Origin of the sequence: Pseudochrobactrum sp. XF203 (assembly GCF_020341615.1) — a bacterium.
Taxonomy (GTDB): Bacteria; Pseudomonadota; Alphaproteobacteria; order Rhizobiales; family Rhizobiaceae; genus Pseudochrobactrum; species Pseudochrobactrum saccharolyticum.
Genome location: NZ_CP084393.1, coordinates 320,239 through 346,727 on the forward strand (window position 1 = coordinate 320,239; position 26,489 = coordinate 346,727).

The following is a 26,489-nucleotide window of genomic DNA, read 5'->3' on the forward strand; positions in this document are numbered from 1 at the left end:
GCTGTCGGAGGACGGCAGAAACGGGTTGTCATAGTCTTTGGCTAAGACAGAGAGGGATTTTTCTGTGAAACTCCATAAAGTGCGTACCTATAAATCGGCTGAACATCTGGCGCGTGAAGATCAGCTGGCATGGAAATTTGCCGCTATGGCTGCCGATGATGTGCCGCTGGATGATGATGTTGTTGAGATGATCGGCAACCGTATCATCGACAATGCGTCTGTGGCGGCGGCATCATTGATGCGCCGTCCGGTTGTCAGCGCAAGAATGCAGGCACTTGCCCATCCTTATAAGCGCGGTGCCACTGTTTTTGGGTTGCCTGCTAATCAGCGTGTATCACCGGAATGGGCGGCATGGGCGAATGGTGTTGCAGTACGCGAACTGGATTTTCACGATACATTTCTCGCAGCTGATTATTCCCATCCGGCGGATAATATTCCGTCGATGCTGGCGGTTGCGCAGCATTGTGGCCTCAACGGTTCTGCGCTGGCACGCGGTATTGCTACCGGTTATGAAATTCAGGTCAATCTCGTGAAAGGCATTTGTCTGCACGAGTTTAAAATTGATCATATTGCACATCTCGGGCCTTCGGCTGCGGCCGGTATCGGCACCATGCTGGGTTTAAGCACTGAGCAGATTTATCAGGCTATTCAGCAGGGTCTGCACACCACAACAACGACGCGTCAGTCCCGTAAAGGCGAGATTTCCAGCTGGAAAGCCTATGCGCCAGCCTTTGCCGGTAAAATGGCGGTGGAAGCTGTTGACCGCATTATGCGCGGCGAGGGCGCACCTTCTCCTGCATGGGAAGGTGAAGACGGTTTTATCGCATGGCTGCTCGGTGGCCCGAAAGCCGAATATTTTGTGCCGGTACCGGAAATCGGTGAGCGCAAACGCGCGATCATGGATACTTATACGAAGGAACATTCGGCAGAATATCAGAGTCAGGCGCTGATTGATCTGGCGCGGCGGATGCGCTCAAGTGTCAAGGATTTCGCCAAGATTGTCAGCATTGTGCTGCATACCAGCCATCATACGCATTATGTGATTGGTACCGGCGCCAATGATCCGCAGAAAATGGATCCGAATGCCAGCCGCGAGACGCTCGATCATTCGATCATGTATATTTTCGCGGTCGCATTGGAAGACGGCACATGGCATCATGAACATTCCTATGCACCGGAGCGTGCCAAGCGTCCGGAGACAGTTGCGCTGTGGCACAAGGTCAGCACGGTGGAAGATCCGGCATGGACAAAGCGCTATCACAGTCATGATCCGAATGAAAAAGCCTTTGGTGCCCGCGTGGTGATTACCATGCAGGATGGTTCGGTGATTGAAGATGAGCTGGCACTGGCCGATGCGCATCCGTTGGGCGCCCGCCCGTTCAAACGACCGGATTATGTCCGTAAATTCCGCACACTGGCTGAGGGTATTATCGGGCAGGAAGAACAGGATCGTTTCATCAAAACCGTTGAACGCCTGACTGAACTGACTGCCGATGAACTGGCCGGTCTCAATATCACAGCGCTGCCGGGCAAATGTGAACCGGGCAAAGCGCATGGCATTTTTGACTGGCAGAGTTGAGTGGGTCTCTGCGGGTGCCGCATTTGATGGCACCCGTTATCCGCAACGCACAATCTGAGTTGCAGGCATAGTCTCCGCAATGATCCGGGAGGGATCGGAGATGGTGCTTTGCAGCCAAGGGAGAGAATGATGAGCATTGCAGAAAGTGAAACAAATGCACCGGTGACACCGCCAAAAAAGAAATCCGTGGCACTGTCCGGCGTGGTTGCCGGTAATACTGCCCTTTGTACCGTGGGGCGCAGCGGTAATGATCTGCATTATCGCGGCTTCGATATTCATGATCTAGCCTTGCAATGCGATTTTGAAGAAGTCGCGCATTTGCTGGTGCATGGTACGCTGCCGACCAAACGCGAATTGATTGCCTATCAGCAAAAGCTCAAAGCCATGCGCGGTTTGCCGACCAATGTGAAGGCCGCGCTCGAATTGCTGCCAGCCGCCAGCCATCCGATGGATGTGATGCGTACCGGCGTTTCCGTCCTCGGTTGCGTGCTTCCGGAAGTCAGCGGGCATCCTCAGGCTGGTGCCAAAGATATCGCCGACCGGTTGATGGCTTCCCTCAGCTCGATGCTGCTCTACTGGTATCACTTTGCCCATCATGGCCGCAGGGTGGAACTGGAAACTGATGATGACACAATCGGTGGTCACTTCCTGCGTGTTCTCCACGGCAAAGAACCGACACCGGCAGCCGTGCGGGCGATGAATATCTCGCTGATCCTCTATGCGGAGCACGAGTTTAACGCCTCTACTTTTACAGCTCGTACCATCGCAGGCACAGGCTCAGACGTCTATTCCTGCATTGCCGGTGCTATCGGTGCGCTGCGCGGGCCGAAGCATGGTGGCGCCAATGAAGTGGCGCTGGAAATTCAGCAGCGTTATGCCGATCCTGATGAAGCGGAGGCCGATATTCTGCGCCAGCTGGAGCAGAAACAGGTAGTGATCGGTTTCGGTCATCCGGTCTATACGATTGCCGATCCGCGTAATGAGATTATCAAGAAAGTCGCGCTGGAACTGTCGGAAGAAGCCGGCACAACCAAAATGTTCGACATTGCCGAGCGTATTGAAACGGTGATGATGGACAACAAGAAAATGTTCCCGAACCTCGATTGGTTCAGTGCTGTTTCCTACCACATTCTCGGTGTGCCGACCACAATGTTTACGCCGCTTTTTGTGATTGCCCGCACCTCCGGCTGGGCAGCGCATATTATCGAGCAGCGTATCGACAATAAAATCATCCGTCCGTCCGCGAATTATATCGGCCCTGACAATCTGACTTTTGTGCCGATTGATGAACGATCCGCATCCACTCCCAAGACTATTTAACTGAGACAGCCCGAGTGAGTATTATGCCTTATTTATCTGCTTCCGATCTGCCAACTAAAGCCGCCGGTGAGCGGTTCCGTGAATTGATGAACAGACCCGGCATTGTGCAATTGCCGGGTGCGCATAATGGTATGGCCGCCATTCAGGCGCGTAATGCCGGTTTCGAAGGGCTTTATCTCTCCGGCGCGGCTATGACGGCCTCAATGGGCGTGCCGGATCTCGGTATTATCACCGTGGACGAGGTGGCGTTTTTCATTCGTCAGATTGCCCGCTCCAGTGGTCTGCCGCTCGTGGTCGATGGCGACACCGGCTATGGTGAGGCGCTCAATGTGATGCATATGGTGCGCACATTTGAAGATGCAGGCGCTGCTGCCGTACATATTGAAGATCAGTTATTGCCGAAAAAATGCGGCCATTTGAATGATAAAAAGCTGGCGGGAGCCGAGGATATGGCCGCAAAAGTGGCTGCTGCTGCCAAAGCACGCCGTCATCTCTATCTGATTGCCCGTACCGATGCCGCTGCCAGTGAAGGCATGGACGGTGCTGTGGCACGTGCCAAGCTTTATATGGAAGCTGGTGCCGATGCGATTTTCCCGGAAGCGCTGAACACGGCTGAAATGTTCCGTGAATTTGCCAGACGCATGCCCGGCGTGCCGCTTTTGGCTAATATGACCGAGTTTGGCCGCACACCTTTCTTCACCGCGCAGGAATTTGAAGAGATGGGTTATAAAATGGTGATCTGGCCGGTGTCCTCTTTGCGCGTTGCCAATAAAGCGCAGGAAAAACTCTATGCTACGATCAAGCGGGATGGCGCAACAAAAGCCATGATTGATGAAATGCAGACCCGTGCCGAACTTTATGATGCAATCGGGCTGAACCAGTATGAGGAACTTGACCGCACGATCATCAAAAGTATTGTTCCGTCAATGGATTAAGCGGAATTTGTTTGATGAGATGAAATATGGGCGGGCAGAGATAAAACTGTGGTCTCGCACTTGAAAAACCACAATTCGCAACCCAAGTGCAAATCCTGACCAATCAGGAGGCCCTTAATAATGCTTTGCCCTATCGATAATACCGAGCTTGTCATGTCTGACCGGCAGGGAATTGAAATCGACTATTGCCCGAAATGCCGTGGTGTATGGCTGGATCGTGGTGAGCTGGACAAGATTATTGAGCGCTCAGTTCCTGCAGAACCTGTGCGCACAGCGAGCAAGGATGATCACCGCTCCGACAGCCGCGGTCATGACCGTGATCGCGATTATGACCGTGACCGCCGTGATCATGATGATTACGGCCATGGCAAGCCATATCGTAAAAAGAAATCGCTGCTGGGCGAGTTGTTCGACTTCTGATCTGGCAAGCTATTACAAGCAGAAGCCTGCACCGGAATCACCGGTGCAGGCTTTTTTGTTTTTAGGAGCATGATGCCGGTAAAAACGGCTACTCGTTTGCAGGTAAACAGGCGGCATCATTATGATGATTGTATTTTTATAAGTTTTTAAAAAGGGATAGCGATTTTCTGCCGGTCTTCGGGTTTTTAGAAAAATCTGCCCGCTCCCATGTTTTTGCGTTGTCGGAAATAGCAGTTTCATGTAAAAGGTGACTTTAATTCACATGTTTAACTGTCTTTGCTTAGACCTCTGCTTTTACTGAATTAGTGATCGTTCCGGCCGGGCATTTTCATTGTTGCGCAGGCTTTTCCGGCTTGCATTTGTTTAAACGACACTGAGAGCAAGCCGATGTTGGCACCGTTTCTGATTATGTTGCGTGAGGGGCTGGAAGCTGCTCTTCTCACCAGTATTATTGCGTCTTATCTGAACAAGACCGGACGCTCATCCTATATGCCCGCCGTCTGGATCGGCATATTTCTGGCTATTGCGCTGTCTTTTCTGGCGGGTGCCGCCTTGCAGATCATCAGCGCTGAATTTCCGCAAAAAATGCAGGAATTGTTCGAAGCCATTGTCGGCTTTGTCGCGGTGATTGTGCTGATGTCCATGGTGCTGTGGATGAAAAAAGCCGCACGCTCTCTCAAAGATGAATTGCAGCATTCCGTCGAACATGCACTTGCCGCGAAATCAGCGACATGGGCCCTGATTGGCATGGTGTTTTTTGCCGTGGCGCGCGAGGGGCTGGAATCCGTGTTCTTCCTGCTGGCGATTTTTCAGCAGAGCGAAGGCTATGCGGCACCGCTCGGAGCATTTCTGGGTGTAGCTGTTTCTGTCGTGCTCGGCATGTTGATTTATCAGGGCGGGTTGCGCCTGAATTTACGGCTGTTTTTCCGCTGGACAGGCATTCTGATTATTTTCGTTGCTGCCGGTTTATTGTCCGGCTCACTTCGCAGCCTGCATGAGGCTGGCATCTGGAATTATTTGCAGGCACCGGCATGGGATCTGAGCCATGTGCTGCCGCTGTCTACACCGCTCGGCACATTGCTGTCCGGCCTGCTCGGCTATCACGATACACCGGCGATTGGCGAAGTGATTGCCTATTTTATCTTCCTGTTTGCGGCACTGGCCATTTATCTGCGGCCGGTACCTGCACAAAAAACCGCTGCTGCGTAAGAGGCTATGATGAGTAAGAATCCATCCGCACCTTCATCAGGCCTTATGAAACTGGCTGTTGCCGGTTCTGCTGTTTTGGCAGTGGCTGCAGGCGGGTTGTTTTATTATGCAACCATCACGAAAAACACGACAGGCAATGAAAAGCTGATCCCGATTGAGGTTGGTGCCAAAGCCTGTGAGCCGATGAATCTGACCTTGCCGTCCGGTTTTCACAGTTTTGAAATTCACAACCGTTCCGACCGCCCTGTTGAGTGGGAAATTCTCGACGGTGTGATGGTCGTAGAAGAGCGCGAAAATATTATCCCGGGCATGAAATCCGTGCTGCGTGCGCAGTTGCTGCCCGGTGAGTATGAGATTACCTGCGGTCTGCTTTCCAATCCACGTGGCAAATTGACGGTAACGCCGTCCGAACATTCGAAAGCAGCTGTAGCGGCCAAGCCGGATATCCGCGCTTTCATTGGTATGCTCTCGGAATATAAAGTGTTTCTGGTTATGCAGAGCAATGCGGCGCTTAAAAATACGCAGGCATTGCAAGCAGCAATTGCCGCAGGCGATGTGCAGGCAGCGCGCACGGCATTCTCGCAGGCGCGTGATGCCTATGAACGCACAGATGTGCTTTCCGGCCGTTTCTCTGATCTGGCGTCTAAGATTGATCCTCTCGCTAATTATCTGGAAAAACGCGAGGAAGACCCTGCATTTACCGGTTTCCATCGTATTGAATATGGTCTGTGGGCGCAGAACAATACCGCAGGACTGGAGGTTTTTGCCAGCCAACTGGCAACTGATCTGACAGAGCTGAAAGAGCGCCTGAAAACCACGAAACTGACACCGGATATGCTGCTGCGCAGTCTTGCAACCTATCTGAACCAGCAGGCTGAAGGTGCCGTTATTGCCGGTGATAATGCCTATTCGCATCTTGATCTGGCTGACCTGACGGCAAAACTCGACGGCGCGGAAAAAATTCTCACTTTGCTGAAACCGCTCAGTGAAAAACCGGCAGCAAGCGAAACACAAAATGCGCTTTCTGCCTTACAGGATGTGCGACAGGAACTGACGACCTTATCGGCAGGAAATCCTGAGCGTTCCTATGCGGAAATTGATGACGCAGCCCGCCGCGCTTTGGCGAAAAAAGTGAAAACACTCAGCCAGAAAATCACCGCACTGATGTCTGCAATCGGATTGGAGTAAGTGATGAAAAAGGAAGAGAATAAGCTCACTGCAAACCGCCGTAATGTCCTCAAAGGATTGGGGCTGGCCTTAGGCAGCACAATGACTGCGGGGACTGCAGGTCATGCGCAAGCCTCATCGGCTCCGGTTGAGCATCATGTGACCGATGCGCCGGTCGGCAGCAATGGTTTTCATCAGCGCCAGCCTTTTTATGGCATTCATCAGTCCGGTATCACCAATGCCCGTCCTGCCCATGGTCTGGTTGCGTCTTTCGATGTACTGGTGAAAACGCCGGATGATCTGGAGCGGTTGTTTCGCACTTTAACGCAGCGCATAGTTTTTCTCACGCAGGGCGGCACACCGCCGGAGCTTGATCCGAAACTGCCGCCTGCGGATTCCGGTATTATCGGCCCTGAAATCCGGCCGGATAACCTGACGATTACGGTAGGTCTTGGCGATAGCCTGTTTGAGCATCATCCGTGGCTAAAAGCCCATAAGCCGAAGCTTTTGCAGCGCATGACCAAGTTCCCGAATGATGCACTGGTGGCTGATCTTTGCCACGGCGATCTGTCGCTGCAATTTTGCGCGAATACGCCGGATACCAATATTCACGCTTTGCGCGATATTCTCAAAACCATGTCCGATCTGGTTTTCCTGCGCTGGAAACAGGAAGGCAATGTGCCGGTGATCCCGCCTTCGCCTTCCGGTGAGGTTGAAAGCGCACGCAATTTCTTAGGCTTCCGCGATGGTTCTGCCAATCCTGATGCCGGTGACAGTGCATTGATGAACCAGCTGGTCTGGGTAGGGGAGGCCCATCAGGAGCCGGATTGGGCAGCCAATGGCTCCTATCAGGCGGTGCGTATTATCCGTAATTTTGTGGAGCGTTGGGATCGCACACCTTTGCAGGAGCAGGAACTGATTTTCGGACGTAAAAAAATGTCCGGTGCGCCGATGGATGGCACCAAGGAAAGTCAGGTGCCGGACTATTCCAAAGACCCTGAAGGTAAAGTCACGCCGATGGATGCGCATATCCGTCTTGCCAATGACCGCAGCCATGCCACGCAGAAAAATCTCATTCTGCGCCGTCCGTTCAACTATTCCAATGGTGTTACCAAGTCCGGTCAGCTTGATCAGGGACTGCTTTTCATTTGCTATCAGGCTGATCTGGAACAGGGCTTTATCGCTGTGCAGCGCAAACTCGATGGCGAGCCGCTGGAAGAATATATCAAGCCGGTCGGCGGCGGATATTTTTATATTTTACCGGGTGCGGTGGACGAGAAGGATTATCTCGGCAGCACTCTGGTTGAGGCAATCCGCAACCATCCGGATAACAAGGTTTAACCTACAACCGTTTGTAAGAACGGCTGCAACTCTAAAAACATGAAGCGTATCAGAAGGACGTCTGTAATGAAGTTTGGATCTTTACTTGCCGCCTCGGTACTTGCCTCCTGCCTGTCTTTTCAGGCTTTTGCGCAGGATACCACCTATGACCTCGTTGAGCCGCTGGCAGAATATAAAATCTATGTCAGTGAAAAAGTGCAGAAGTTGGAAGAAGACACCAAGGTCTTTACCGATGCTGTGAAAGCCGGTGACGTGGAAAAGGCAAAATCGCTCTTTGCGCCAACCCGCCTGAGCTATGAAGCCATTGAACCGATTGCAGAACTGTTCAGCGATCTGGACGTGGCAATTGACAGCCGCGCTGACGACTGGGAAAAGGCCGAGCAGGATCCGGGTTTCACAGGCTTCCACCGTATTGAATATGGTCTGTGGGAAAAGAACTCGACAGAAGAGCTGACGCCGGTTGCTGACAAGCTGATGGCTGATGTGAGCGAGCTGAACAAGCGTATTGCTGATCTGACTTTCCCGCCGGAAAAAGTTGTCGGTGGTGCGGCAGTGCTGATGGAAGAAGTGGCAGCCACCAAAATTTCCGGGGAAGAAGACCGTTACAGCCATACAGATCTTTGGGATTTCAAAGGCAATTTTGACGGTTCCCGCAAGATTTTTGATCTGGTTCGTCCGCTGATTGAAGCGAAAGAAGCGGAATTCACCAAGAAAGTGGATGAAAACTTCAACACGGTTTCCCAGACACTTGATAAATACAAGGAAGGCGAAGGCTATCAGAGCTATGACAAGCTGACTGAAGCAGATCGCAAAGTGCTCTCCATTGCAGTGAATACGCTGGCGGAAGACCTGTCGACATTGCGCGGCAAGCTCGGTCTGAACTGATCTGAGTATTGTTTAAAAAACGCCCGATACCATTTCTGGTATCGGGCGTTTTTTATTGGCATTGCGTGATTTTAATCGGCTGTTCTGCAGTCGTGCCAAGCTCGTGGCATTGGCCATTTGCACAGAGTTTCCAGCCGCTGACCGTCTCACCGGAGGCTGCCAGAACCAATTCCTGACGCGGCGGGATTTTCGGCACATAATGATACCATTCATCCCGTAACACAGCGCCTTCCGGTGGTTCCATACCTGCACCGGAGCCTTGCACACGGGCTTCTGTGAGCACAAAACCTGCCGGTGTAATCTGCCAGTCTTCCTGCCAGGGTATTTTCTCGACACTATGTGTCCATTGCAGCATGAAAGATGTGGTCGCTATCCGCAGCACACCGGCTGCGGATAGTGCACAGAGTGCCATCAGGCGGCTTTCATCTGTGGCTCTCTGGTATTCCACCAGTGCCACAGCAGGAAGGCCATACAGGCAGCAAAGCCGATCTCATCACTGAGCGGATAGGTTGCCAGCATCATCGCGGCCGCTGCAAATGCCCAGACGCGTTCCCAGATTTTCAGGTGACCGCGCAAGTAACCAATCGCTGCTGCGCCCCACATTACAATGCTGAGCAGAGCTTTGCCGATCATATAGGCAACAGCAGGCCAGAAGCCCATGCTTTCTGCCAGCGGGCCGCCATCCTGCAACATGATAACCGGCGCATAAACCGCCATGAATGGTACGGCAAAGCCGGCAACCGCAATACGCACGGCCTGCATCCCGATTTTCATGCCGGACTCTTTCGCAATCGGCGCAGCAGCAAAAGCTGCCAGTGCAACCGGTGGCGTCAGATCGGCCATGATCCCGAAATAAAACACGAACATATGCGAGACCAGCAGCGGCACATCCAGCATCAGCAAAGCGGGGCCTGCAATGGATGAGGTGATGATATAGTTCGGAATTGTCGGAATACCCATGCCGAGGATCAGACAGGTAATCATGGTCAGCACGAGAGACAGGAACAGGGAGTTTTCACCCACACTCACAATCACACGCGCAAAGCTTGATCCGGCACCGGTGAGTGCCAGCACGCCGATAATCACACCGACAAGCGCACAGGCGATACCAACAGGCAAAGCATTTTTTGCACCTTCTGCAAGGCTTTCAAGGCAAAGGCGCAAAGTCGCGCGGCCACCGCGAATGGTGAAATTGACAAGAACCAATGCGGCAATCAGCAACAGGATCAGCGTGATGCCGCGAATTTCCTGTCCCAGAATATTAAAGCTGGTGCCGAAGGCTGCTGCGGACATCAGACCCAGTGCAACCCAGAACAGCACACGCACTGCCATTGGCATATTGGCAGAGACCGGTACGCCGAGAATAATCAGTGCGGTCAGCCCCATACCCACGGTTCCGGCGAAGAGCGGCGTATAGCCGGAGAACAGCAGCCAGACCAGTGCCACAAGCGGCAGGATCAGATACCAGTGCTTGCGCAAAGCACCGAGTGCACTTGGCAATTCGGCCTTTGACAGGCCTTTAAGACCAAGACGTCCGGCTTCCAGATGCACCATAATGAAAACTGTGATGAAATAGAGCACTGCCGGTACAATCGCCGCCTTGACGATTTCGAGATAAGGCAGACCCAGCGTTTCCGCCATGATGAAAGCGACAGCGCCCATCACCGGCGGCATAATCTGGCCACCCATCGAGGCAACGGCTTCCACGCCACCTGCAAAAGCAGGCTTGAAGCCGGAGCGTTTCATCAGCGGAATGGTGAAGGCACCGGTTGTTACCACATTGGCCACGCCGGAACCGTTGATGGTGCCCATCAATGCGGAAGAGATTACCGAAACTTTGGCAGGGCCACCGCGCGACGAGCCGACAGAGCCCATCGCCACATCATTGAACAGCTGGATCATGCCCGCGCGTTCAAGAAACGCGCCGAACAGAATAAACAGGAAAATATAGCTGGATGAGACGTAAATCGGCGTGCCGTAAATACCTTCTGTTCCCAGAAACAGCACTTCAACGACCTGTTCAAAATCATAGCCGCGATGGTTGAGCGGTGAGGGCAGATACTGGCCGAACAGACCATAGGCCAGAAAGATCAGACAGATCAGCGGCAATGTCCAGCCCATCATGCGCTGCCCTGCCCAGAACACCAGAGCAACGGCAAGCACACCGATCACAATATCCTGCATTTCCGGCTCACCGGCACGCAGGATCAGATCATTATAGAAAACCCAGTGATAGAAGCTGACGGCAAAAGCCAGAATGGCAGTTGACCACATCAGCAATTTTTTAAATGAACCGCGCGGAGCTGCATTGGCATAAAGGCCAAACAGCAGCAGCAGCAAAAAGCCGACGTGAACGGAGCGGACAACCTGACTTGGTAGAGGTGAATAAGCCGCAGTCCAGAGCTGGAAAACGGAGAAAGCAACGGCAATGCCAAACAATATTTTGGCGCCGGTGCTGACACCCCAACCCGGAATATGCTCGGCCGATTCAACCGCATTGTTTTCTGAAGATGACATAAATTTAAAACCGCAAAAAATGACAGGAACAGGCGGTCAGAAAAGGCTGCATATTCTGCAAAATACAGAATATGCAGCCTTAAAATCCGCTTCAGGCGTGATTATTCAATGCCTTTTTCTTTGTAATAGCGCATCGCACCCGGATGGATCGGGGTTGGCGATACGATCGTGCTCTTGTCGAGTTTGATCATTTTGGCTGCGGAATGAGCTGCAGTCAGCTGATCCAGATTTTCAAACAGACCTTTGGTCATTTGATAGACCAGTTCTTCATCCATATCCGGACGCACGATCAGATAATTGATGACCGATGCCGTGGTCACGTCTTTGTCCTGACCGGTATAGGTATTAGCCGGAATAGTGTTGACCTGATATGGCGCCCCGATTTTTTCAATAATATCGGCAGGCACTTCCACCACATTGATCTCAACCGCATTGGCCAGATCGCGCAGCGATGCAACGCCAAGACCGGAGGACTGCAAAGTGGCGTCCAGCTGACGGTTTTTCATCAGTTCCACGGATTCCGCAAATGGCAGATATTCCACTTTGCCGAGATCGCTGTAAGAAAGACCGGCAGCGCCGAGAATGGTTTTCGCATTCAGCTCGGTGCCGGATTTCGGCGCGCCGACGGACAGGCGTTTGCCCTTCAGATCCGCCAGCGTTTTAATGCCGGATTCTTTGGAAGCAACGATTTGCACATAGTTCGGATAAATCGCGGCCATTGTGCTGATATTTTCCAGCTTCTTTTTAAAGCCGGCTTCTTCATTGCCTTCCCACGCATCGCGCAGGGAATCGCCGAGTGTGAAAGCGATTTCGCCACGGCCGCTATTGATCAGATTGATATTCTCAATTGAGGCTTTGGTTGCCTGCACAGACGGACGGGCATCAGGAATGCCGGAATAGATTTTTTCAAGGGCAACACCCATCGGGTAATAAACGCCGCTTGTGCCGCCGGTCAGAATATTGATGAAATTCTGCGCATTTGCTTCAGCTGCGGCAAATGTCAGTGTGACTGCTGCAAAGGCTGATAAAAGTGATTTTTTACCCAAATAACCCATGAAATCCTCCATATTTCACTCATGGGCGGCTCTTCCTCAGTCATCAACTCTCCCGGTTGTGACTGTGACCGCCCGTATAATATCTTGCTGTAAGCCGGTGGTTCAGAACAATCCCCGATTAACATCACCAAGACATTTAATGTACAAAAAGAGCCCTAATCATCCTAAAGTATTAGACAGACAGATAAAATGTAAAATAGAGGCTCTGTTTCGCAGGTGATTTTTTATGAAGTCGCCATATTGTGCAACCAAAAATTTGTGATTGGCCTGCCTGCATTTAAAAACATGTCATATTGAATTTTAAATAACTGATTTTATTAAATTTATTGAAACATGATGCTTGTGCATAAAATTATTCCGAAACACTGATAGGCAAATGGAATAGTTTTGCGCAAAGCTTGCGACATGAGCGCAAAGCCGGATATAGCTGTTGCGGCTCACAGTGATGGCGCATGGAGGAAACGCGTGATCTCTAGACTGTGAGAGCAAGCATAATGGGAGTGAGAAATGAACGGTGCTGATAGCCTTTGCGACACCCTGCTGGCGCATGGGATCGATGTCTGTTTTGCCAATCCGGGCACATCAGAAATGCATTTTGTGGCTGCGCTGGATCGCAAGCCGCAGATGCGCTGCGTGTTGGGTCTGTTTGAAGGCGTGGTAACGGGTGCTGCCGACGGCTATGGCCGTATGGCGGATAAACCGGCAGCAACTTTGCTGCATCTGGGTTCCGGTCTTGGTAATGGCGTTGCCAATCTGCACAACGCGAAACGTGCAAAAACGCCGATTGTGAATATTGTCGGCGATCATGCAACCTATCATCTGAAATATGATGCACCGCTGACCAGTGATATTGAATCGCTGGCGCGTCCGGTTTCCGGCTGGGTGAAAACGTCTAAATCCGCAGATGATATTTCTGCAGATACCGCTGAAGCCTATGCCGCTGCCTGCAATGCACCGGGACAGGTGGCAACGCTGATCCTGCCTGCCAATACCGCATGGACTGAAGCACCGCAGCAGATTGTGCAGCCTTTGAGCCGTCCCGAGCGTCGTAAAGTTGATGCGGAGGCCGTGCGAGAAGCAGCTCAGGCATTGCGCAACGGCAAGCGCACACTCATCCTCCTCGGTAATCTTGCTCTGCGTGCCAATGCGCTGGAAATCGCCAGCCGTATTGCGCAAGTGTCCGGTGCGCGCATTCAGGCTCAGCAATCCAATGGCCGTATTGAGCGCGGTGCAGGGCGTGTTGCGGTTAATCGTGTGCTTTATCGCGTGGATGATGCACTGGCCGATCTGGCCGACATCGAACAGGTTGTGCTGCTCGGCGCGAAAATTCCGGTCGCCTTCTTCGCCTATCCGGGCAAACCAAGCACCTTCCTGCCGGAAGGCTGCGCTGTGGTCGATTATGCCGGTGAAGCCGACGACCAGCTCTATGCATTGCAGGCGCTGGCCGATGAAATGAACATTCCGGCGTCTGTTACTCCGTTGCTCAATCAGCGTGGTGAGAAAGTCATGCCGACCGGCACGCTGGATGATGATAAAATCAGCGCGATTGTTGCGTCACTCCTGCCGGAAAATGCGATTATCGTTGATGAATCCATTACATCCGGTCGTGAAATGTTCGGGCTGACGCATAATTCAGCGCCGCATGATTTTCTGCAGTTGACCGGTGGTGCAATCGGTATCGGTCTGCCGCTGGCAACCGGTGCGGCTGTAGCCTGTCCGGATCGTCAGGTCGTAGCTTTGCAGGCTGATGGCAGCGGTATGTATACGATGCAGGCGCTGTGGACTCATGCCCGCGAAAACCTGAATATCATCACCATCATTTTCGCTAATCAACGTTATGCGATCCTGCATGGTGAATTGCAGAATGTTGGTGCCGGTGCACCGGGACGCAATGCGCAGCGCATGTTCGATCTGGTCGAGCCGACGATTGACTGGGTAAGCCTTGCCAAAGGTGTTGGTGTTGAAGGCGCACGCGCTACCACAGCTGAGCAGTTTGCTGATTTGTTTGCCGCAGCAAGCAAACGCAAAGGCCCGTTCCTGATCGAAGCGATGATCTGAAATTATAGCATTTCCAGCAAAAGTGCGTAGCGCCTACGCGGGGAAATCAGTTCGCCGGACTGATTTCTATTCCCGCTTCGATGCATTGGATAATGCGTAAAAACAAATAATTTAAAGTGACGGCGGGTTTATAATCCGCCGCATTTTTCAAGCCTGAACTGCGCTTTCCGAGCGTTCCTTAATGACATTCAGCACAATGGAATGGAAATCATTGAGGAAAATCTGTCCCCACCAATCGCAGTAAATATTGATCGGCGTTGCAATTCGGTATTGGGTTTTTAGTGTCAGACGCGTGCGGTTTTCATCAATCGGCTCCAGCAGATATTCACCATAATCCAAGCCCAGATAGTCACTATTGACGCTGATATGCGCTTCAACAGCTTTCGGGATTGAGGTGTCGCTGAAACGGAAATCCCAGCGCAGATAGCGGTTTTCCTGCCAGCCGGTAATAACTTCTTCAAAATTAACACCTTTGCCCCATTTCAAATGACGCACGGCTCCCACACCGGAGCCGGTAATCCGCGCATCTTCGGGCTTCGGCACACCGACAATGCTGTGGCTGAAAGTCATGCCCAGTTCATCGGGGCGGATGTCGGGAATTTCCAGCGTATTGTTCCAGATCACATCAGCAGGGGCATTGATCTCAATGACGGTTGTGACCGAACTGAAATGATCCTGATATTCAATCTGATTTTCCAGCGGCAGAGCGAGAAAAGGCAGGGCAATCACAAATGTGACACTGCGTTTAGCCTGATAATTACGTAAGAGCCGCATGGTAACATAAACGCCAAGCGCTGTGCCTGCGAAAAGAAACGGCGCGGCCATGGCCACACAAATACCGGCCTCACCGAAGATAATCATCGAGATGAGGATAAAGCCCAACATGCAGAGCATGGCGGTTTTCATATGCTTGCGAATACTGCCTGTGCCTTGCGGGTCAATCTGAATAATCAGCAGGCTGGTAATCGCCATCGGCATCAGGATCAGGCCGGTGATAAAGGCCATGCCGCTGCCTTCGCGGATCAGCCATATGAGGATGTATAGCAGCACCGCATAGAGCGTTGTTGCAATGATGCTGAGCCAGAACCGGTCGGATGAAGGGGCAGTGTTATTTTCAGACATAGGGTTTCTTATCCGGCTTGATCCGTCAGAACAACCACGGAGGCTTGTCCGCAGTGATTAAACTTGCTAGAGCATTGCGTGAATGACACGGGGTGTCCTGTTTTACAGGGCTGAGATTTTAAACCCGTTGAACCTGATCCAGCTCATACTGGCGAAGGGATGTCTGTGTGCCCAGCCGTATTCGATGCGGTGCAAGCCCTTATTCCCTTGGCCGTCCGTATTCTTTTAGGCGAGGGAAATTATATGTCTGATCCAGTTAATCTGTCACTTCACCAGCAACTCGTGCTTGTTACCGGCGGCGCGCGCGGTCTGGGGCGCGATCTCGTTAAAGCCTTTCTGCGCGAGGGCGCACGCGTTGTGATTAATTATCACACCAGTGCGGATGCGGCAGCGGAACTGGCTGCTCTGGCACCGGAAAAGACACTGGCGGTACAGGCCGACGTGACCGATGTTGCTGCCGTGCAGGCACTGTTTGCCAAGGCTCAACAGCATTTTGGGGTGCCGGTGACAACTGTCGTCAATAATGCTTTGCCGGCTTTCAGTTTCAACGGTGATGCCCGCGCCCATGCGGATGTGATCAGCTGGGAACAGATGAACCAGCAGATGGAAGGCATTGTGCGCGGTGCACTCAATACCACGCAGGCCGCTCTGGCTGGCATGGAGCAGGCCGGTTTCGGCCGTATCATCAATATAGGCACCAACCTGTTTCAAAATCCGGTTGTGCCGTACCATGATTATACAGCGGCTAAAGCCGCTCTGCTGTCACTGACCCGCACACTTGCGCAGGATCTGGGTGAGAAGAATATCACCGTCAATATGTTGTCCGGCGGTTTGCTGCGCACGACTGATGCGTCTGCTGCAACACCGGAGGCAGTGTTTGATTATATCGCCTCTGCCACGCCGTTGCGCCGTGTAACCACGCCTGCGGAATTTGCCGATACGGCTCTGTTTTTTGCCTCGCCATGGGCGCGTTCCGTGACCGGCCAAAATCTGGTTGTGGACGGCGGTTTGGTGAAAAACTGATGCGGGAAATGCACCTCAATCTGTTTATCTTCGGTTGCGGACATCACCGTGCTGCATGGCGGCATCCGCAATCGGCGGTCGAACAGCTCAGTGATATCAGCTATTACACAAATCTGGCGCAGATTGCCGAGCGCGGTAAATTTGATGCGATTTTCTTCGCCGACTGGCATGCGATTGATAATATTGCGGACGGGCCGCGCAGCTATTTTGACCCGCTGACTTTGCTGGCAGCGCTGGCACAGGTCACGGAGAAAATCGGTCTTATCAGCACGGTTTCCAGCACATTCACCACACCGTTTCATGCGGCGCGTATGCTGGCTTCACTGGATCATCTGTCGAAGGGGCGCATCGGCTGGAATGTGGTGACATCCATGTTTGACAGCGAAGCGCGTAATCATGGCTATGATGCCATGCCGCCCCATGAATGGCGCTATGGCCGTGCGGCAGAGTTTATCGAAGCGGTGCAGAAATTATGGGATTCATGGGATGCGGATACGATCACTTGTGATCGTTCCGGTGACTATGCATGTAAAGATGGCTTACGAGCGATCCACCACAAAGGCGAGCATTTCTCGACGCAAGGGCCGCTGACCATTCCGCGCCCGCCGCAGGGACATCCGGTTCTGTTTCAGGCCGGTGCATCGGATCAGGGCAGGGCATTGGCCGCGACAAAAGCCGAGGCGATTTATGCGGTGGCTTATGATCTGCCGGCGGCGCAGGATTATTACCGTGATATTCAGCGCCGTGCAAAACTTGTTGGGCGGGAGAAGGGCATTCCGGTGATGCCGGGTCTGGTGACTTATGTGGCTTCCACGCAGGCAGAGGCGAAAGCCAAGCAGCGGGAACTCGACGAGCTGTTGCCGACAGGAGATTCCCTTCGCCAGCTTGGGATGTTTATCGGGCAGGATTGCTCCGGCTGGGAACTGGATGCTCCGGTGCCAGCTTTGCCGCCGCTGGAGGACTTCACTGGGCCGAAAGGGCGCTATGCAACAATCCTGCGGATTATTGAAACAGAACAGCCGACATTGCGGCAATTGCTCGGACGTCTGGCGGCAGGCGGCGGGCATTGCACGATTGTCGGTACTCCTGAGGGAATTGCTGACCAGATGGAATTGTGGTGGCGTAATGAAGGGGCGGATGGTTTCAACCTGATGCCGCCGTCATTGCCTTCCTCGATTGAGGATTTTGTCGAGCAGGTGGTACCGGTTCTGCAAAAACGCGGCTTGTTCCGCACAGATTATCAGAAGGATACACTGCGTGGGCATCTGTCTTTGCCGCTCAATCACTAGAGCGATTTACGTTTATGTTGGATCGCAGTGTTCGCTCTAGATTCCTTAGCCTGTCGCATTATCCCGACGTCAAGTTGATCCAGCTTGACTATGAAATGCTCTAGTTTCTGATGAAGGCAGCCGGTCAGAGTGACCGGCTGTCGAGAATTTTATCAATCAGACCCCATTCCAGTGCTTCCTGTGCATCCATGAAGCGGTCGCGATCCAAAGTTTGTTCAACCTCTTCATAGCTGCGGCCACAATGTCTGGCGTAGAATTCAATGACGCGATGTTTGGTTTTGCGCATCTCTTCGGCCTGAATGAAAATATCGGATGCCTGCCCCTGAAAACCGCCAAGCGGCTGATGCACATGCAGGCTGGCATTGGGCAATGCTGCACGAAATCCCGGCTCTCCGGCCATCAGCAGAAATGAGCCCATGGAACGGGCGGTTCCCATGCATAATGTGTGCACCGGCGCGTGAATATAATGCATGGTGTCGTAAATGGCCAAGCCACTGGTGATCGCCCCGCCGGGGGAATTGATATAAAGGCTGACCGGTTTGTTCGGGTTTTCCGCTTCCAGAAACAGCAATTGTGCGCAGACCAGAGCGGCCACAGTATCATTGACCTCGCCATTGAGAAAAATGATCCGCTCGCGCAGCAGGCGGGAGTAAATGTCGAAAGAGCGTTCCCCTTTTGCTGATTGTTCAACAACCATAGGGACGAGTTGCATCATCTCGCGCATCGGCAAGCTCCGTTCTTGAGAGATTATAAGGCTGTTATATTTTACGCGGCACGCATGACAGACTGCATATTGGTATTAGCTGCCTGCGGTTTGAGGCGCAGGCGTGCATCATCAAGCTCATGGATAATCGTGAGATTGGTGCCGCCATTATCATTGGCGGCAATCTGAAAAGTGACGACACTTTCAAGATATGGTGGTTCCGTTTCCCGCATTCTGTAAGAGGCTTGTTGCTGCGGAATAATGGCAGAAGGTTCTGTCTCACTCAGACCGGCGTCCGGCAGCCAGTTTGCCCGCAGTTCAGGAATGCTGATCGCACGCCAGACTTTTTGCGGACTGGCATCCAGATCATATTCAAAGACAAGGCGGACTGCATTTTCTGTATGCTCTTCCTGTGTCATTGATCCATATCCTTCAGCAGGGTATTGAGGGCATCAACACGTGCAGGCCAGTAAGTGCGGTATTTTGCAAGCCATTGGGCGATGAGGGCAAGCCCCTCAGGATCAACCTCGTAATTCACGAAGCGTCCCTGCCGTTCTTCCCTGATCAGTTTAGCGCTGCGAAGAACCGCAAGATGCTGGGACATTGCCGGCTGGCTGATGTCCATACCTTCGCGCAGGGAGCTGGCATTCATACTGCCGGTTGCCAGTTTTTCAAAAACAGCGCGTCGTGTCGGATCGGCCAGAGCCTTGAAAATATCGTTTTCTGTCATGCCTAACAGATAAGCATACACTTATGTGATTCGCAAGGACGCGTTAAAAATGAACGGCTAATTTACCTTAAAACAAATAGATTGGGATGTGCATATTTTCCCATGTACTGATTGATGGATTTCAATATATTATTCTAAATTATCAGGGAGAAATATAATGATCTTAAAGCGCTTGGTGATCTATCTGATTCTGACCTGTATGATGGTTTCCGGTGCCGCTGCCGGTTCACTCGCAAAGCCGGAAGGTAAGCCGATATTGATGATATCCGGTGCGATTGAAAATAAGAACAACGGCGATACCGCAGAATTTGACCGCGACATGCTGGTGGCAATGGGGATGCAGGTCACAGAGACCGCAAACCCGTGGTATAATGGCCGTACCCGTTTTGAAGGTGTGTCTCTTGACAAGCTGATGGAAACGGTCGGTGCCAAGGGCACAACTGTTACAGCTGTGGCACTGAATGATTATGTGACGAAAATTCCGTTAGAAGACTTTAAGAAATTTAAGGTCATACTGGCCATGAAGCGTGACGGAAGTTTTATCACGGTCCGCGAGAAAGGGCCGCTTTTCATTATCTACCCGTATGACAGTGATCCGCAATTGCAAAGCCAGACTTACTACACACGCTCCGCGTGGCAGGTGGCGAAGCTCATAGTCGAATAGAGGCTTGTGTGAGACGCATACTCGGTATTGTTATTTGCTGTTTTGTATTGGCAACAGGCTACATAGCCTATGTCATTGCTGAGCGACAAACTGCACTGCAGAAGGTTGCCCGTTATAATGACTCCTGGGCTGTCAGCCAGATGGTGTCAGAATATTTGCGCCTTGAACAGCAACTTGCCGCTTATGCTCTCGGTCTGAAAAATGCGGATATTGACGAGATTTCGCTCCGGCTTGATATCATGATCAGCCGCATGGAATTTGTGCAGCAAGGTACCTTGCAGGAATTCGTCAATAAAGACCCATCCCGCTATCTGGTTATCCAAAATCTCCGCGCGGCGCTTAATAAGCTGGATCATCAGCTGGCGGAACTTACACCGGAACGGGCGAAAGAGCTTTTGCCGGAAATGAGCCAGCTGGTCGGGCCGCTGACTGGGCTGGCATCTTCTTCTGTTGAATATGATGTGAGCGTGATTGATGCCGCACAGCTTGAAGTGCGCAACCTCCATTATATTTACACTGCCCTTGCAGCAGGACTTATCCTCTGCGGGATCACCATGATTATCCTGCTGCTGCGCCAGAACAGTATGTTGAACCGTGCACACGGGCATATGCAACGCCTGACAGAAGACCTGCGTGAAACATCGGGTGAATTGCAGTCGCAGAATGACCGGCTTGAGCATTCAGCTCATCATGATGCGCTGACGGGCTTGCCGAACCGTGTTCTGTTCCGTCAGGATCTCAATGCCCGTATGAAGGATGCGAGAGAAGGCGGGCCGCCTGCCGTGGTCTTGTTGTTTGACCTTGACGGTTTCAAGGATGTGAATGACACGCTGGGGCATGATGTCGGGGATGTGCTTTTGCAGGCGGTTGCCAACCGTTTGGTTGAGTTCAGCCATAAAGATGATCTGATTTGCCGTCTGGGCGGTGATGAATTTGCGGTTTTATCAGCGGGTCTTTTTCCTGAAAAAGCCCTTGAATTTGCCCGCCATCTGATGCGCGTTATCAGCTCTCCCTATAATATCAATGACAGGGAGATTAAGATCGGCACCTGTATCGGTGTTGCTATTTCCTCGATCGAGCCGGATGTGGAAGAGCTGTTCAAACATGCCGATCTTGCGCTCTATGAGGCCAAAGCGCTGGGTACCGGCCATGCCTGCATTTTCCAGCCGCATATGCAAACGCGGCTTGTCGAGAAAAAAGCCTTCGAGGCCGATCTTCGTGATGCGCTGAAAAACGGCGAGATGGAAGTTTTCTATCAGCCGCAGGCCGACACCTATACGCGTGAGATTTGCGGTTATGAGGCATTGCTGCGCTGGACACATCCGGTGCGCGGTGCTGTTCCGCCATCAGAATTTATTCCGGTTGCCGAGAAAACCGGCCTGATCCATGAGCTGGGAGACTGGGTTCTGCAACAGGCTTGTCAGGAGGCTGTCCGCTGGCGCAGACCGTTTAAAGTTGCCGTCAACCTGTCACCGGTACAGTTCATCACAAAAAATCTGATCCAGCGCGTCACGTCAATTTTACGGGAAAGCGGACTCAATCCTGAGCGGCTGGAACTGGAAATTACAGAATCCGTTTTGCTCGACAAGAATGAGCAGACTTTGCATACGCTGCGGCAATTGAAAGCCGTTGGTATTCAGATTGCCATGGATGATTTTGGTACCGGCTATTCATCGCTGGGCAGCCTGAGCAGTTTCCCGTTTGATAAGATCAAAATTGACCGGTCTTTCATCCGTGATGTGACAACCAATCCTGATGCTCTGGCTATCGTGGAACTGGTGACAGGGATCGGTCAGAGCCTTGGTATGATTACGATTGCGGAAGGGATTGAAACCGAAGAAGAGCTGGAATGTCTGAAACGGGTCGGCTGCGATCAGGTTCAGGGTTATTTGTTCGGCCGTCCGGTTTCAGCCTCTGAGCTGGCGCATCTTCGCAAATAATATAAGCAATATAATGCGTTAAAAAATATACTAAATTTCATATATATGTTATGTCCTGCCTATTCTTTCAGAAGAGCGCATGGGCAGCCTGTTTGTGCTCCTGAAATGTCGCAAATTTCAAGCGCCAAAGGAGCACAGGCGTGGACACTGTCACATTGCACGGTATAAAGATCCCTTTCGCCCCTGACGAGGTTTCGCCTGTTATCTGGCAGGCAATTATCAGCGGGCGTTATGAGGCTAAAGAAGCCAAATGGGTTTTTAAAGCTGTGAAACGCGCCGACCGTGTTCTGGAACTCGGCTCCGGTATCGGTGTGATCACTTCTCTGATGGCTACAATCCCCAATGTTCGGATCTGGGCTTTTGAAGCCAATCCTTCAACTGCAGCACTTGCACAGCGTGTGCTGGATACAAATACTGCGGGCAATGTGCTGCTGACGCAGGGTATTCTCGCTGCAGGTGAGCCGGCCGATCACCGTTTTTATGTGCGCAAAGATCTCTGGATGTCCTCAATGGACAAGGAGCAGGGGCCTTATGAGCATGAAATTTCGCTGGCCTCAGCCAATATTGATAATTTTATAGCTGCGCATGATATCAATGTGCTGGTGATGGATATTGAAGGTGCCGAGCGCGATCTGCTGCAAAAAGCGGATCTGAGCGGCATTGAACGTATTTTTCTTGAGCTTCATGATCATCTCTACGGTCTGGCTGGTATTCGCGATATAACACAAGCGCTGGCGGAAAAAGGTTATGCCTATGATCCGCGCGGGTCTTACGGCCCGTGCGTTCTATTCGCCAAGGACGAAACTGTGCGTGAATATGAGGATGATACAGCTGAACATCACATGGGGCTGTAAATAATTAAAGCGACATTTTTGTCGCTTTTGGCGCAATTAAATTTCTCTTTGCACTCATATTCATTATACATCTTGCAAAGCGTGAAAATCTTATATTAAATGCTATTCAATAAATGGCATCCAAGCCCCGTTTCGGCCTCTCCAGAGTGGTGAGGTTCGATGCGGGGTTTTTTCTTTTCGGGGTAAGATGAAACGCATTGTTGAAATCGGCCTTTTGCAGTCACAGAGCGGAAACTATTCCGCTATTTCGCGCGCCAGCCGTGCCGGTGTTTTGCAGGGCGTTGATGAAGTGAATGCGGACAATGCGCTGGATATCGCCTTTCATGTGATTGAGCGTGACCCTGAGGGAAGGGTGGACCGTTATGCGCCGCTCTGCCGCGAGATTTTGCAAAACTCTCAGGCACGTCATATTTTTGGCTGTGTAACTTCTGCTTCCCGAAAAGAGGTTATTCCCGAGCTTGAGCGTTTCGACGGCGTGTTGTGGTATCCGCTGCCTTATGAAGGTTTTGAAGCCTCGGAACGTGTGGCCTATATGCATTCATGTCCCAATCAGCATTTGCTGCCATTGCTGGACTGGGCGCTGCCGGTCTTAGGCAAGCGGGCTTATTTTGTCGGCTCGAATTATATCTGGGGCTGGGAAATGGCACGGATTGCCCGTGAGCAAATTACCTATGCGGGCGGAATAGTTCTCGGCGACCGCTATCTGGCAATCGGCGATACGGAGCTCGATCATATTATCCATGATATCCGCGCGCTGAAGCCGGATTTTATTCTGAATTCTCTGGTCGGCGACAGTTCCTATGCGTTTTTGCAGCGATTGGCCGGTCTGAAAGCTGAATTTGGTTCGGAGAACAGTCCGGCAGTTTTGTCCTGCAATTTTACAGAATGCGAAATCGCTCCTGCCAATGGTGCGGCCGCAGGCCTTATCTCGGCGGGGCCGTGGTTTGAGCCTGAAAATGGTCAGGGCGGTTCATTGCTGGAAATGTCGCGGCAAGCTGTGCATGAGCTGGCAAATTTATTGCACAACCGCCCGCAAGCGGAAAAACTGTCTTTATCGGAATTGTTGCTGGCTGCATTGCAGCATGGCTATCAGCCAAGGCTTGATCCGACCAATCTTCATGCCGCGCAGCCAGTGGTGATTGCCCGTCTCGAAGGCAATCAGTTCAAAGAAATCAAACGCCTGCCGCAAATGCGGGCAGATCCTTATCTCACGCATCATGTCCAGCGCCCGCAAGGCACAGGATTTCTGAAGGTGGTGTCATAATGCGGATCAGAACGGAAAATCTCGGCGGGGCTGTAGCGTGGATTCTCCATCGCCCGCATCCGTCCGTTCAGGGTCTGATCCGGCAATTAAGTGTCATTGGGCTGAATGTGCGGGAGGCATGGCCGGAACTGCCGGCTGAAGCCCTCAACGCTGATTTCATATTCTACGATGCCGATAGCGGCCATAATGAGCAGTTTCCATGGCGCACAGGCGGATCGCCTATGCCGATGATTGCGCTTATCGGTTCGGAAGTTCCGGGGCGGTTAAAATGGGCGATGGATATGGGCGCTCATGCGCAATTGCTCAAGCCTGTCAGCGACAAAGGCGTCTATGCGGCACTGCTGGTGGCACGCAGTAATTTCGATCAGGCGAAAGCATCACAAGCTCTGATTACAGATCTGGAAAACCGGCTGTCCGCCCGCCAGACCATTGTGCAGGCTGTGATGATCTCCATGATGAAAGGGAAAACCGAAGCCGAGGCCTATGATCTGTTGAGGCAGGTTGCCATGGCCTGGCAGGTTACAATCGAGACTGCGGCCGAACGCATTGTCGCCAACCATTCTGCAGAGAGGGGCGCCAAAGATGGCAGACGCATCGATCTCGCCTGAACCGTTTATGGGACCAAAACGCGGCTCATCGATTATGCGGCGCTTGTTGCAGCGCAAGCTGGCGCTGCTCGGGCTGATTATCATTCTGATCTGTGTCGGCGGCGCGGTTTTTGCCAAATGGATTGCGCCATTTGATCCTAATGAGCAGTTTTTTGACGGGCTGACGATTGAAGGCGCACCGATGCCGCCGGGAGAACAGTTCTGGTTCGGCACGGATTTGCTTGGCCGTGATCTGTTTTCGCGTCTGCTTTATGGTGCGCAGACATCTCTGGTGATAGGGGTTGTGGCCAATGGTGCTGCGCTGCTGATCGGCACGCTGATCGGTGTGACAGCAGGCTATTTTCGCGGCATTACCGGTGCGGTGCTGATGCGCTTTACCGATCTGATGATGGCTTTTCCGGCTTTATTGCTGGCGATCTGTCTGGCGGCGATTTTCTCGCCGTCACTCTGGATTGTGGCGATGGTGATTGCCTTTGTGAATTGGGTGCAGACGGCACGGGTGATCTATACGCAAACCTCGTCTCTGGCCGAGCGCGATTATATCGCTGCGGAAAAAACACTGGGTGCAGGCCATGGCCGTATTCTGTTCCGGCATATTCTGCCGCATCTGATCCCGACACTGATTGTTTGGGGTACACTCGGCATTTCCACCACTGTGCTGCTGGAGGCAACTCTGTCCTATCTGGGTGTCGGTGTGCAGCCGCCGACACCATCATGGGGCAATATTATTTTCGAAAACCAGACCTATTTTCAGTCGGCACCCTGGCTGGTGTTCATTCCGGGAGCCGCGATCCTGTTGCTGGCGCTTGCCTTTAATCTTGTGGGGGATGCGCTGCGCGATATTCTCGACCCGACACAACAGGGGCGTGACTGATGCTTGCCTATATTCTCCGACGTTTGATCCAGTCCGCGCTGATCCTGCTTGGTGTTTCTTTTATCACCTTTGTGCTGCTCTATGTATTGCCTGCCGACCCCGTACGGCAGATTGCAGGACGTTCAGCCACAGCGGAAACAGTTGCCAGTATCCGGCAACAGCTCGGGCTGGATCAGCCTTTTATCGTGCAATATGGCGATTATCTCTGGAACCTGCTCAACGGTAATCTCGGCCGCTCCTACTTGCAGAAAACGGAAGTAACCGACCTCATCCTGTCGCGTCTGCCCGCTACTTTGCAGCTGCTGGTGGCGGCGATTATCTGCGAATTGCTGATCGGCCTGCCGCTTGGAATTGTCGCGGCGCTCAATCGCGGCAAGTTGCTTGATAATGCGCTGATGCTGACCAGTTTCATGACTGTTTCGGCACCACAATTTGTGGTGGCTCTGCTGTTGTTATTTGTTTTCGCGGTCACACTCGGCTGGTTCCCGATTGGTGGTTATGGCAGTTTCTCGCATATTGTGTTGCCCGCGCTGACCCTCGGTATTCTCGGTTCCGGCTGGTATTCGCGCATTGTGCGCTCGTCCATGATTGATGTGCTGCGTGCCGATTTTATCCGCACTGCCCGTGCCAAAGGGCTTGGCCGCAGCCGCGTTATTTTCGGTCATGCTCTGCCCAATGCCATTCTGCCGATTATCGCGATGATCGGCATCGATATCGGCATGTTCATGTCGGGCATTGTCGTGGTGGAAAGTGTTTTCGGCTGGCCCGGTATCGGACAGCTGGCATGGCAGGCCATTCAGCGTGTCGATATTCCGATCATCATGGGTGTGACGCTCGTCTCTGCCTGCGGCATTGTGCTGGGTAATCTCATCGCCGATCTGATCTCTCCGCTTATCGATCCGCGCATCAAGCTACGTTAATTATTCTAAACA

Annotated in this window: 25 protein-coding genes and 1 riboswitch; of the genes, 18 read left to right on the forward strand and 7 right to left on the reverse strand. The window is 52.3% G+C overall.

What is annotated here, in order from left to right:
- Positions 1–64 precede the first annotated feature (64 nt).
- From LDL70_RS17395 to efeO (LDL70_RS17430), 8 genes are all read left to right on the forward strand, one after another.
- On the forward strand, positions 65–1,579 hold the full coding sequence (locus LDL70_RS17395; RefSeq protein ID WP_225688707.1) for an MmgE/PrpD family protein: 1,515 nt from the start codon (positions 65–67) through the stop codon (positions 1,577–1,579).
- A gap of 129 nt (positions 1,580–1,708) precedes the next feature.
- Positions 1,709–2,899 (forward strand): 2-methylcitrate synthase, encoded by a 1,191-nt coding sequence (gene prpC / locus LDL70_RS17400; protein ID WP_225689265.1) that lies wholly within the window; start codon positions 1,709–1,711, stop codon positions 2,897–2,899.
- 23 nt (positions 2,900–2,922) lie between these two features.
- Positions 2,923–3,834 carry a methylisocitrate lyase gene (prpB, locus tag LDL70_RS17405; RefSeq protein WP_225688709.1) on the forward strand — a complete coding sequence of 304 codons (912 nt, stop codon included), beginning with the start codon at positions 2,923–2,925 and terminating at the stop codon, positions 3,832–3,834.
- Between the two features lie 120 nt (positions 3,835–3,954).
- Complete coding sequence (locus LDL70_RS17410; protein ID WP_075656552.1) at positions 3,955–4,254, forward strand: zf-TFIIB domain-containing protein; 300 nt, start codon at positions 3,955–3,957, stop codon at positions 4,252–4,254.
- 387 nt (positions 4,255–4,641) lie between these two features.
- A complete protein-coding gene (efeU, locus tag LDL70_RS17415) occupies positions 4,642–5,463 on the forward strand; it encodes an iron uptake transporter permease EfeU (RefSeq protein WP_213600294.1) in 822 nt (273 codons plus the stop codon).
- Between the two features lie 6 nt (positions 5,464–5,469).
- On the forward strand, positions 5,470–6,651 hold the full coding sequence (gene efeO / locus LDL70_RS17420) for an iron uptake system protein EfeO (protein WP_225688710.1): 1,182 nt from the start codon (positions 5,470–5,472) through the stop codon (positions 6,649–6,651).
- Between the two features lie 3 nt (positions 6,652–6,654).
- Positions 6,655–7,971, forward strand: a complete 1,317-nt coding sequence (gene efeB, locus LDL70_RS17425) for an iron uptake transporter deferrochelatase/peroxidase subunit (protein ID WP_225688711.1) — start codon at positions 6,655–6,657, stop codon at positions 7,969–7,971.
- Positions 7,972–8,037: 66 nt separating this feature from the next.
- A complete protein-coding gene (gene efeO, locus LDL70_RS17430; RefSeq protein WP_022712012.1) occupies positions 8,038–8,856 on the forward strand; it encodes an iron uptake system protein EfeO in 819 nt (272 codons plus the stop codon).
- 52 nt (positions 8,857–8,908) lie between these two features.
- Here efeO (LDL70_RS17430) and LDL70_RS17435 read toward each other — a convergent pair whose 3' ends face one another.
- From LDL70_RS17435 to LDL70_RS17445, 3 genes are all read right to left on the reverse strand, one after another.
- Positions 8,909–9,268 carry a DUF1850 domain-containing protein gene (locus LDL70_RS17435; RefSeq protein ID WP_225688712.1) on the reverse strand — a complete coding sequence of 120 codons (360 nt, stop codon included), beginning with the start codon at positions 9,266–9,268 and terminating at the stop codon, positions 8,909–8,911.
- Positions 9,268–11,373, reverse strand: a complete 2,106-nt coding sequence (locus LDL70_RS17440; RefSeq protein WP_075656563.1) for a TRAP transporter permease — start codon at positions 11,371–11,373, stop codon at positions 9,268–9,270. The genes LDL70_RS17435 and LDL70_RS17440 overlap by 1 nt, the downstream gene beginning before the upstream one ends.
- A gap of 101 nt (positions 11,374–11,474) precedes the next feature.
- Positions 11,475–12,428 (reverse strand): TAXI family TRAP transporter solute-binding subunit, encoded by a 954-nt coding sequence (locus LDL70_RS17445; RefSeq protein WP_028233887.1) that lies wholly within the window; start codon positions 12,426–12,428, stop codon positions 11,475–11,477.
- Positions 12,429–12,935: 507 nt separating this feature from the next.
- On the opposite strand from LDL70_RS17445, the gene LDL70_RS17450 reads away from it, so the two are divergent.
- Positions 12,936–14,486, forward strand: a complete 1,551-nt coding sequence (locus tag LDL70_RS17450; protein WP_225688713.1) for an acetolactate synthase large subunit — start codon at positions 12,936–12,938, stop codon at positions 14,484–14,486.
- 147 nt (positions 14,487–14,633) lie between these two features.
- On the opposite strand, the gene LDL70_RS17455 is transcribed toward LDL70_RS17450, so the two are convergent.
- Positions 14,634–15,608, reverse strand: coding sequence for an SRPBCC family protein (locus LDL70_RS17455; RefSeq protein ID WP_225688714.1), 975 nt, complete (start codon positions 15,606–15,608; stop codon positions 14,634–14,636).
- Positions 15,609–15,686: 78 nt separating this feature from the next.
- Positions 15,687–15,785: riboswitch (TPP riboswitch) on the forward strand.
- A gap of 66 nt (positions 15,786–15,851) precedes the next feature.
- Here LDL70_RS17455 and LDL70_RS17460 point away from each other — a divergent pair.
- Positions 15,852–16,631: a 3-oxoacyl-ACP reductase gene (locus tag LDL70_RS17460; RefSeq protein ID WP_225688715.1), complete on the forward strand. Its 780-nt coding sequence runs from the start codon at positions 15,852–15,854 to the stop codon at positions 16,629–16,631.
- Positions 16,631–17,920, forward strand: a complete 1,290-nt coding sequence (locus tag LDL70_RS17465) for an LLM class flavin-dependent oxidoreductase (protein ID WP_225688717.1) — start codon at positions 16,631–16,633, stop codon at positions 17,918–17,920. Before LDL70_RS17460 ends, LDL70_RS17465 begins: the two co-directional genes overlap by 1 nt.
- A gap of 124 nt (positions 17,921–18,044) precedes the next feature.
- Here LDL70_RS17465 and LDL70_RS17470 read toward each other — a convergent pair whose 3' ends face one another.
- From LDL70_RS17470 to LDL70_RS17480, 3 genes are read right to left on the reverse strand one after another with little or no spacing between them, the layout of a single operon-like run.
- Positions 18,045–18,644: an ATP-dependent Clp protease proteolytic subunit gene (locus tag LDL70_RS17470; protein WP_225688719.1), complete on the reverse strand. Its 600-nt coding sequence runs from the start codon at positions 18,642–18,644 to the stop codon at positions 18,045–18,047.
- Between the two features lie 41 nt (positions 18,645–18,685).
- Positions 18,686–19,042, reverse strand: coding sequence for an SRPBCC domain-containing protein (locus LDL70_RS17475; protein ID WP_075656575.1), 357 nt, complete (start codon positions 19,040–19,042; stop codon positions 18,686–18,688).
- Positions 19,039–19,353 (reverse strand): helix-turn-helix transcriptional regulator, encoded by a 315-nt coding sequence (locus LDL70_RS17480; RefSeq protein ID WP_225688721.1) that lies wholly within the window; start codon positions 19,351–19,353, stop codon positions 19,039–19,041. The genes LDL70_RS17475 and LDL70_RS17480 overlap by 4 nt, the downstream gene beginning before the upstream one ends.
- A 157-nt stretch (positions 19,354–19,510) precedes the next feature.
- Here LDL70_RS17480 and LDL70_RS17485 point away from each other — a divergent pair, with 157 nt between their 5' ends.
- The 7 genes from LDL70_RS17485 to LDL70_RS17515 all read left to right on the forward strand — a co-directional run bounded on the left by LDL70_RS17485 (position 19,511) and on the right by LDL70_RS17515 (position 26,477).
- Positions 19,511–20,017, forward strand: coding sequence for a molybdopterin-dependent oxidoreductase (locus LDL70_RS17485; protein ID WP_151159648.1), 507 nt, complete (start codon positions 19,511–19,513; stop codon positions 20,015–20,017).
- An 8-nt stretch (positions 20,018–20,025) separates the two neighbouring features.
- Positions 20,026–21,957 (forward strand): bifunctional diguanylate cyclase/phosphodiesterase, encoded by a 1,932-nt coding sequence (locus LDL70_RS17490; RefSeq protein ID WP_225688723.1) that lies wholly within the window; start codon positions 20,026–20,028, stop codon positions 21,955–21,957.
- Between the two features lie 140 nt (positions 21,958–22,097).
- The gene (locus tag LDL70_RS17495; protein ID WP_225688725.1) at positions 22,098–22,811 is read left to right on the forward strand and encodes an FkbM family methyltransferase; all 714 of its coding nucleotides are present in this window, start codon (positions 22,098–22,100) and stop codon (positions 22,809–22,811) included.
- A 187-nt stretch (positions 22,812–22,998) separates the two neighbouring features.
- The gene (locus LDL70_RS17500) at positions 22,999–24,075 is read left to right on the forward strand and encodes a transporter substrate-binding protein (protein ID WP_225688726.1); all 1,077 of its coding nucleotides are present in this window, start codon (positions 22,999–23,001) and stop codon (positions 24,073–24,075) included.
- Positions 24,075–24,683: an ANTAR domain-containing response regulator gene (locus tag LDL70_RS17505; protein ID WP_075656585.1), complete on the forward strand. Its 609-nt coding sequence runs from the start codon at positions 24,075–24,077 to the stop codon at positions 24,681–24,683. The genes LDL70_RS17500 and LDL70_RS17505 overlap by 1 nt, the downstream gene beginning before the upstream one ends.
- 7 nt (positions 24,684–24,690) lie before the next feature.
- Positions 24,691–25,557 carry an ABC transporter permease gene (locus tag LDL70_RS17510; RefSeq protein WP_225689266.1) on the forward strand — a complete coding sequence of 289 codons (867 nt, stop codon included), beginning with the start codon at positions 24,691–24,693 and terminating at the stop codon, positions 25,555–25,557.
- Positions 25,557–26,477 (forward strand): ABC transporter permease, encoded by a 921-nt coding sequence (locus LDL70_RS17515; RefSeq protein ID WP_022712029.1) that lies wholly within the window; start codon positions 25,557–25,559, stop codon positions 26,475–26,477. The genes LDL70_RS17510 and LDL70_RS17515 overlap by 1 nt, the downstream gene beginning before the upstream one ends.
- The last annotated feature ends 12 nt before the right edge of the window (positions 26,478–26,489 follow it).

Bases quoted from the DNA above. Each gene is read 5' to 3' on its own strand.
- prpC (WP_225689265.1), top strand. From the start codon at position 1,709: ATGAGCATTGCAGAAAGTGAAACAAATGCACCGGTGACACCGCCAAAA.
- prpB (WP_225688709.1), top strand. From the start codon at position 2,923: ATGCCTTATTTATCTGCTTCCGATCTGCCAACTAAAGCCGCCGGTGAG.
- LDL70_RS17410 (WP_075656552.1), top strand. From the start codon at position 3,955: ATGCTTTGCCCTATCGATAATACCGAGCTTGTCATGTCTGACCGGCAG.
- efeU (WP_213600294.1), top strand. From the start codon at position 4,642: ATGTTGGCACCGTTTCTGATTATGTTGCGTGAGGGGCTGGAAGCTGCT.
- efeO (WP_225688710.1), top strand. From the start codon at position 5,470: ATGATGAGTAAGAATCCATCCGCACCTTCATCAGGCCTTATGAAACTG.
- efeB (WP_225688711.1), top strand. From the start codon at position 6,655: ATGAAAAAGGAAGAGAATAAGCTCACTGCAAACCGCCGTAATGTCCTC.
- efeO (WP_022712012.1), top strand. From the start codon at position 8,038: ATGAAGTTTGGATCTTTACTTGCCGCCTCGGTACTTGCCTCCTGCCTG.
- LDL70_RS17435 (WP_225688712.1), bottom strand. From the start codon at position 9,268: ATGGCACTCTGTGCACTATCCGCAGCCGGTGTGCTGCGGATAGCGACC.
- LDL70_RS17440 (WP_075656563.1), bottom strand. From the start codon at position 11,373: ATGTCATCTTCAGAAAACAATGCGGTTGAATCGGCCGAGCATATTCCG.
- LDL70_RS17445 (WP_028233887.1), bottom strand. From the start codon at position 12,428: ATGGGTTATTTGGGTAAAAAATCACTTTTATCAGCCTTTGCAGCAGTC.
- LDL70_RS17450 (WP_225688713.1), top strand. From the start codon at position 12,936: ATGAACGGTGCTGATAGCCTTTGCGACACCCTGCTGGCGCATGGGATC.
- LDL70_RS17455 (WP_225688714.1), bottom strand. From the start codon at position 15,608: ATGTCTGAAAATAACACTGCCCCTTCATCCGACCGGTTCTGGCTCAGC.
- LDL70_RS17460 (WP_225688715.1), top strand. From the start codon at position 15,852: ATGTCTGATCCAGTTAATCTGTCACTTCACCAGCAACTCGTGCTTGTT.
- LDL70_RS17465 (WP_225688717.1), top strand. From the start codon at position 16,631: ATGCGGGAAATGCACCTCAATCTGTTTATCTTCGGTTGCGGACATCAC.
- LDL70_RS17470 (WP_225688719.1), bottom strand. From the start codon at position 18,644: ATGCGCGAGATGATGCAACTCGTCCCTATGGTTGTTGAACAATCAGCA.
- LDL70_RS17475 (WP_075656575.1), bottom strand. From the start codon at position 19,042: ATGACACAGGAAGAGCATACAGAAAATGCAGTCCGCCTTGTCTTTGAA.
- LDL70_RS17480 (WP_225688721.1), bottom strand. From the start codon at position 19,353: ATGACAGAAAACGATATTTTCAAGGCTCTGGCCGATCCGACACGACGC.
- LDL70_RS17485 (WP_151159648.1), top strand. From the start codon at position 19,511: ATGATCTTAAAGCGCTTGGTGATCTATCTGATTCTGACCTGTATGATG.
- LDL70_RS17500 (WP_225688726.1), top strand. From the start codon at position 22,999: ATGAAACGCATTGTTGAAATCGGCCTTTTGCAGTCACAGAGCGGAAAC.
- LDL70_RS17505 (WP_075656585.1), top strand. From the start codon at position 24,075: ATGCGGATCAGAACGGAAAATCTCGGCGGGGCTGTAGCGTGGATTCTC.
- LDL70_RS17510 (WP_225689266.1), top strand. From the start codon at position 24,691: ATGGGACCAAAACGCGGCTCATCGATTATGCGGCGCTTGTTGCAGCGC.
- LDL70_RS17515 (WP_022712029.1), top strand. From the start codon at position 25,557: ATGCTTGCCTATATTCTCCGACGTTTGATCCAGTCCGCGCTGATCCTG.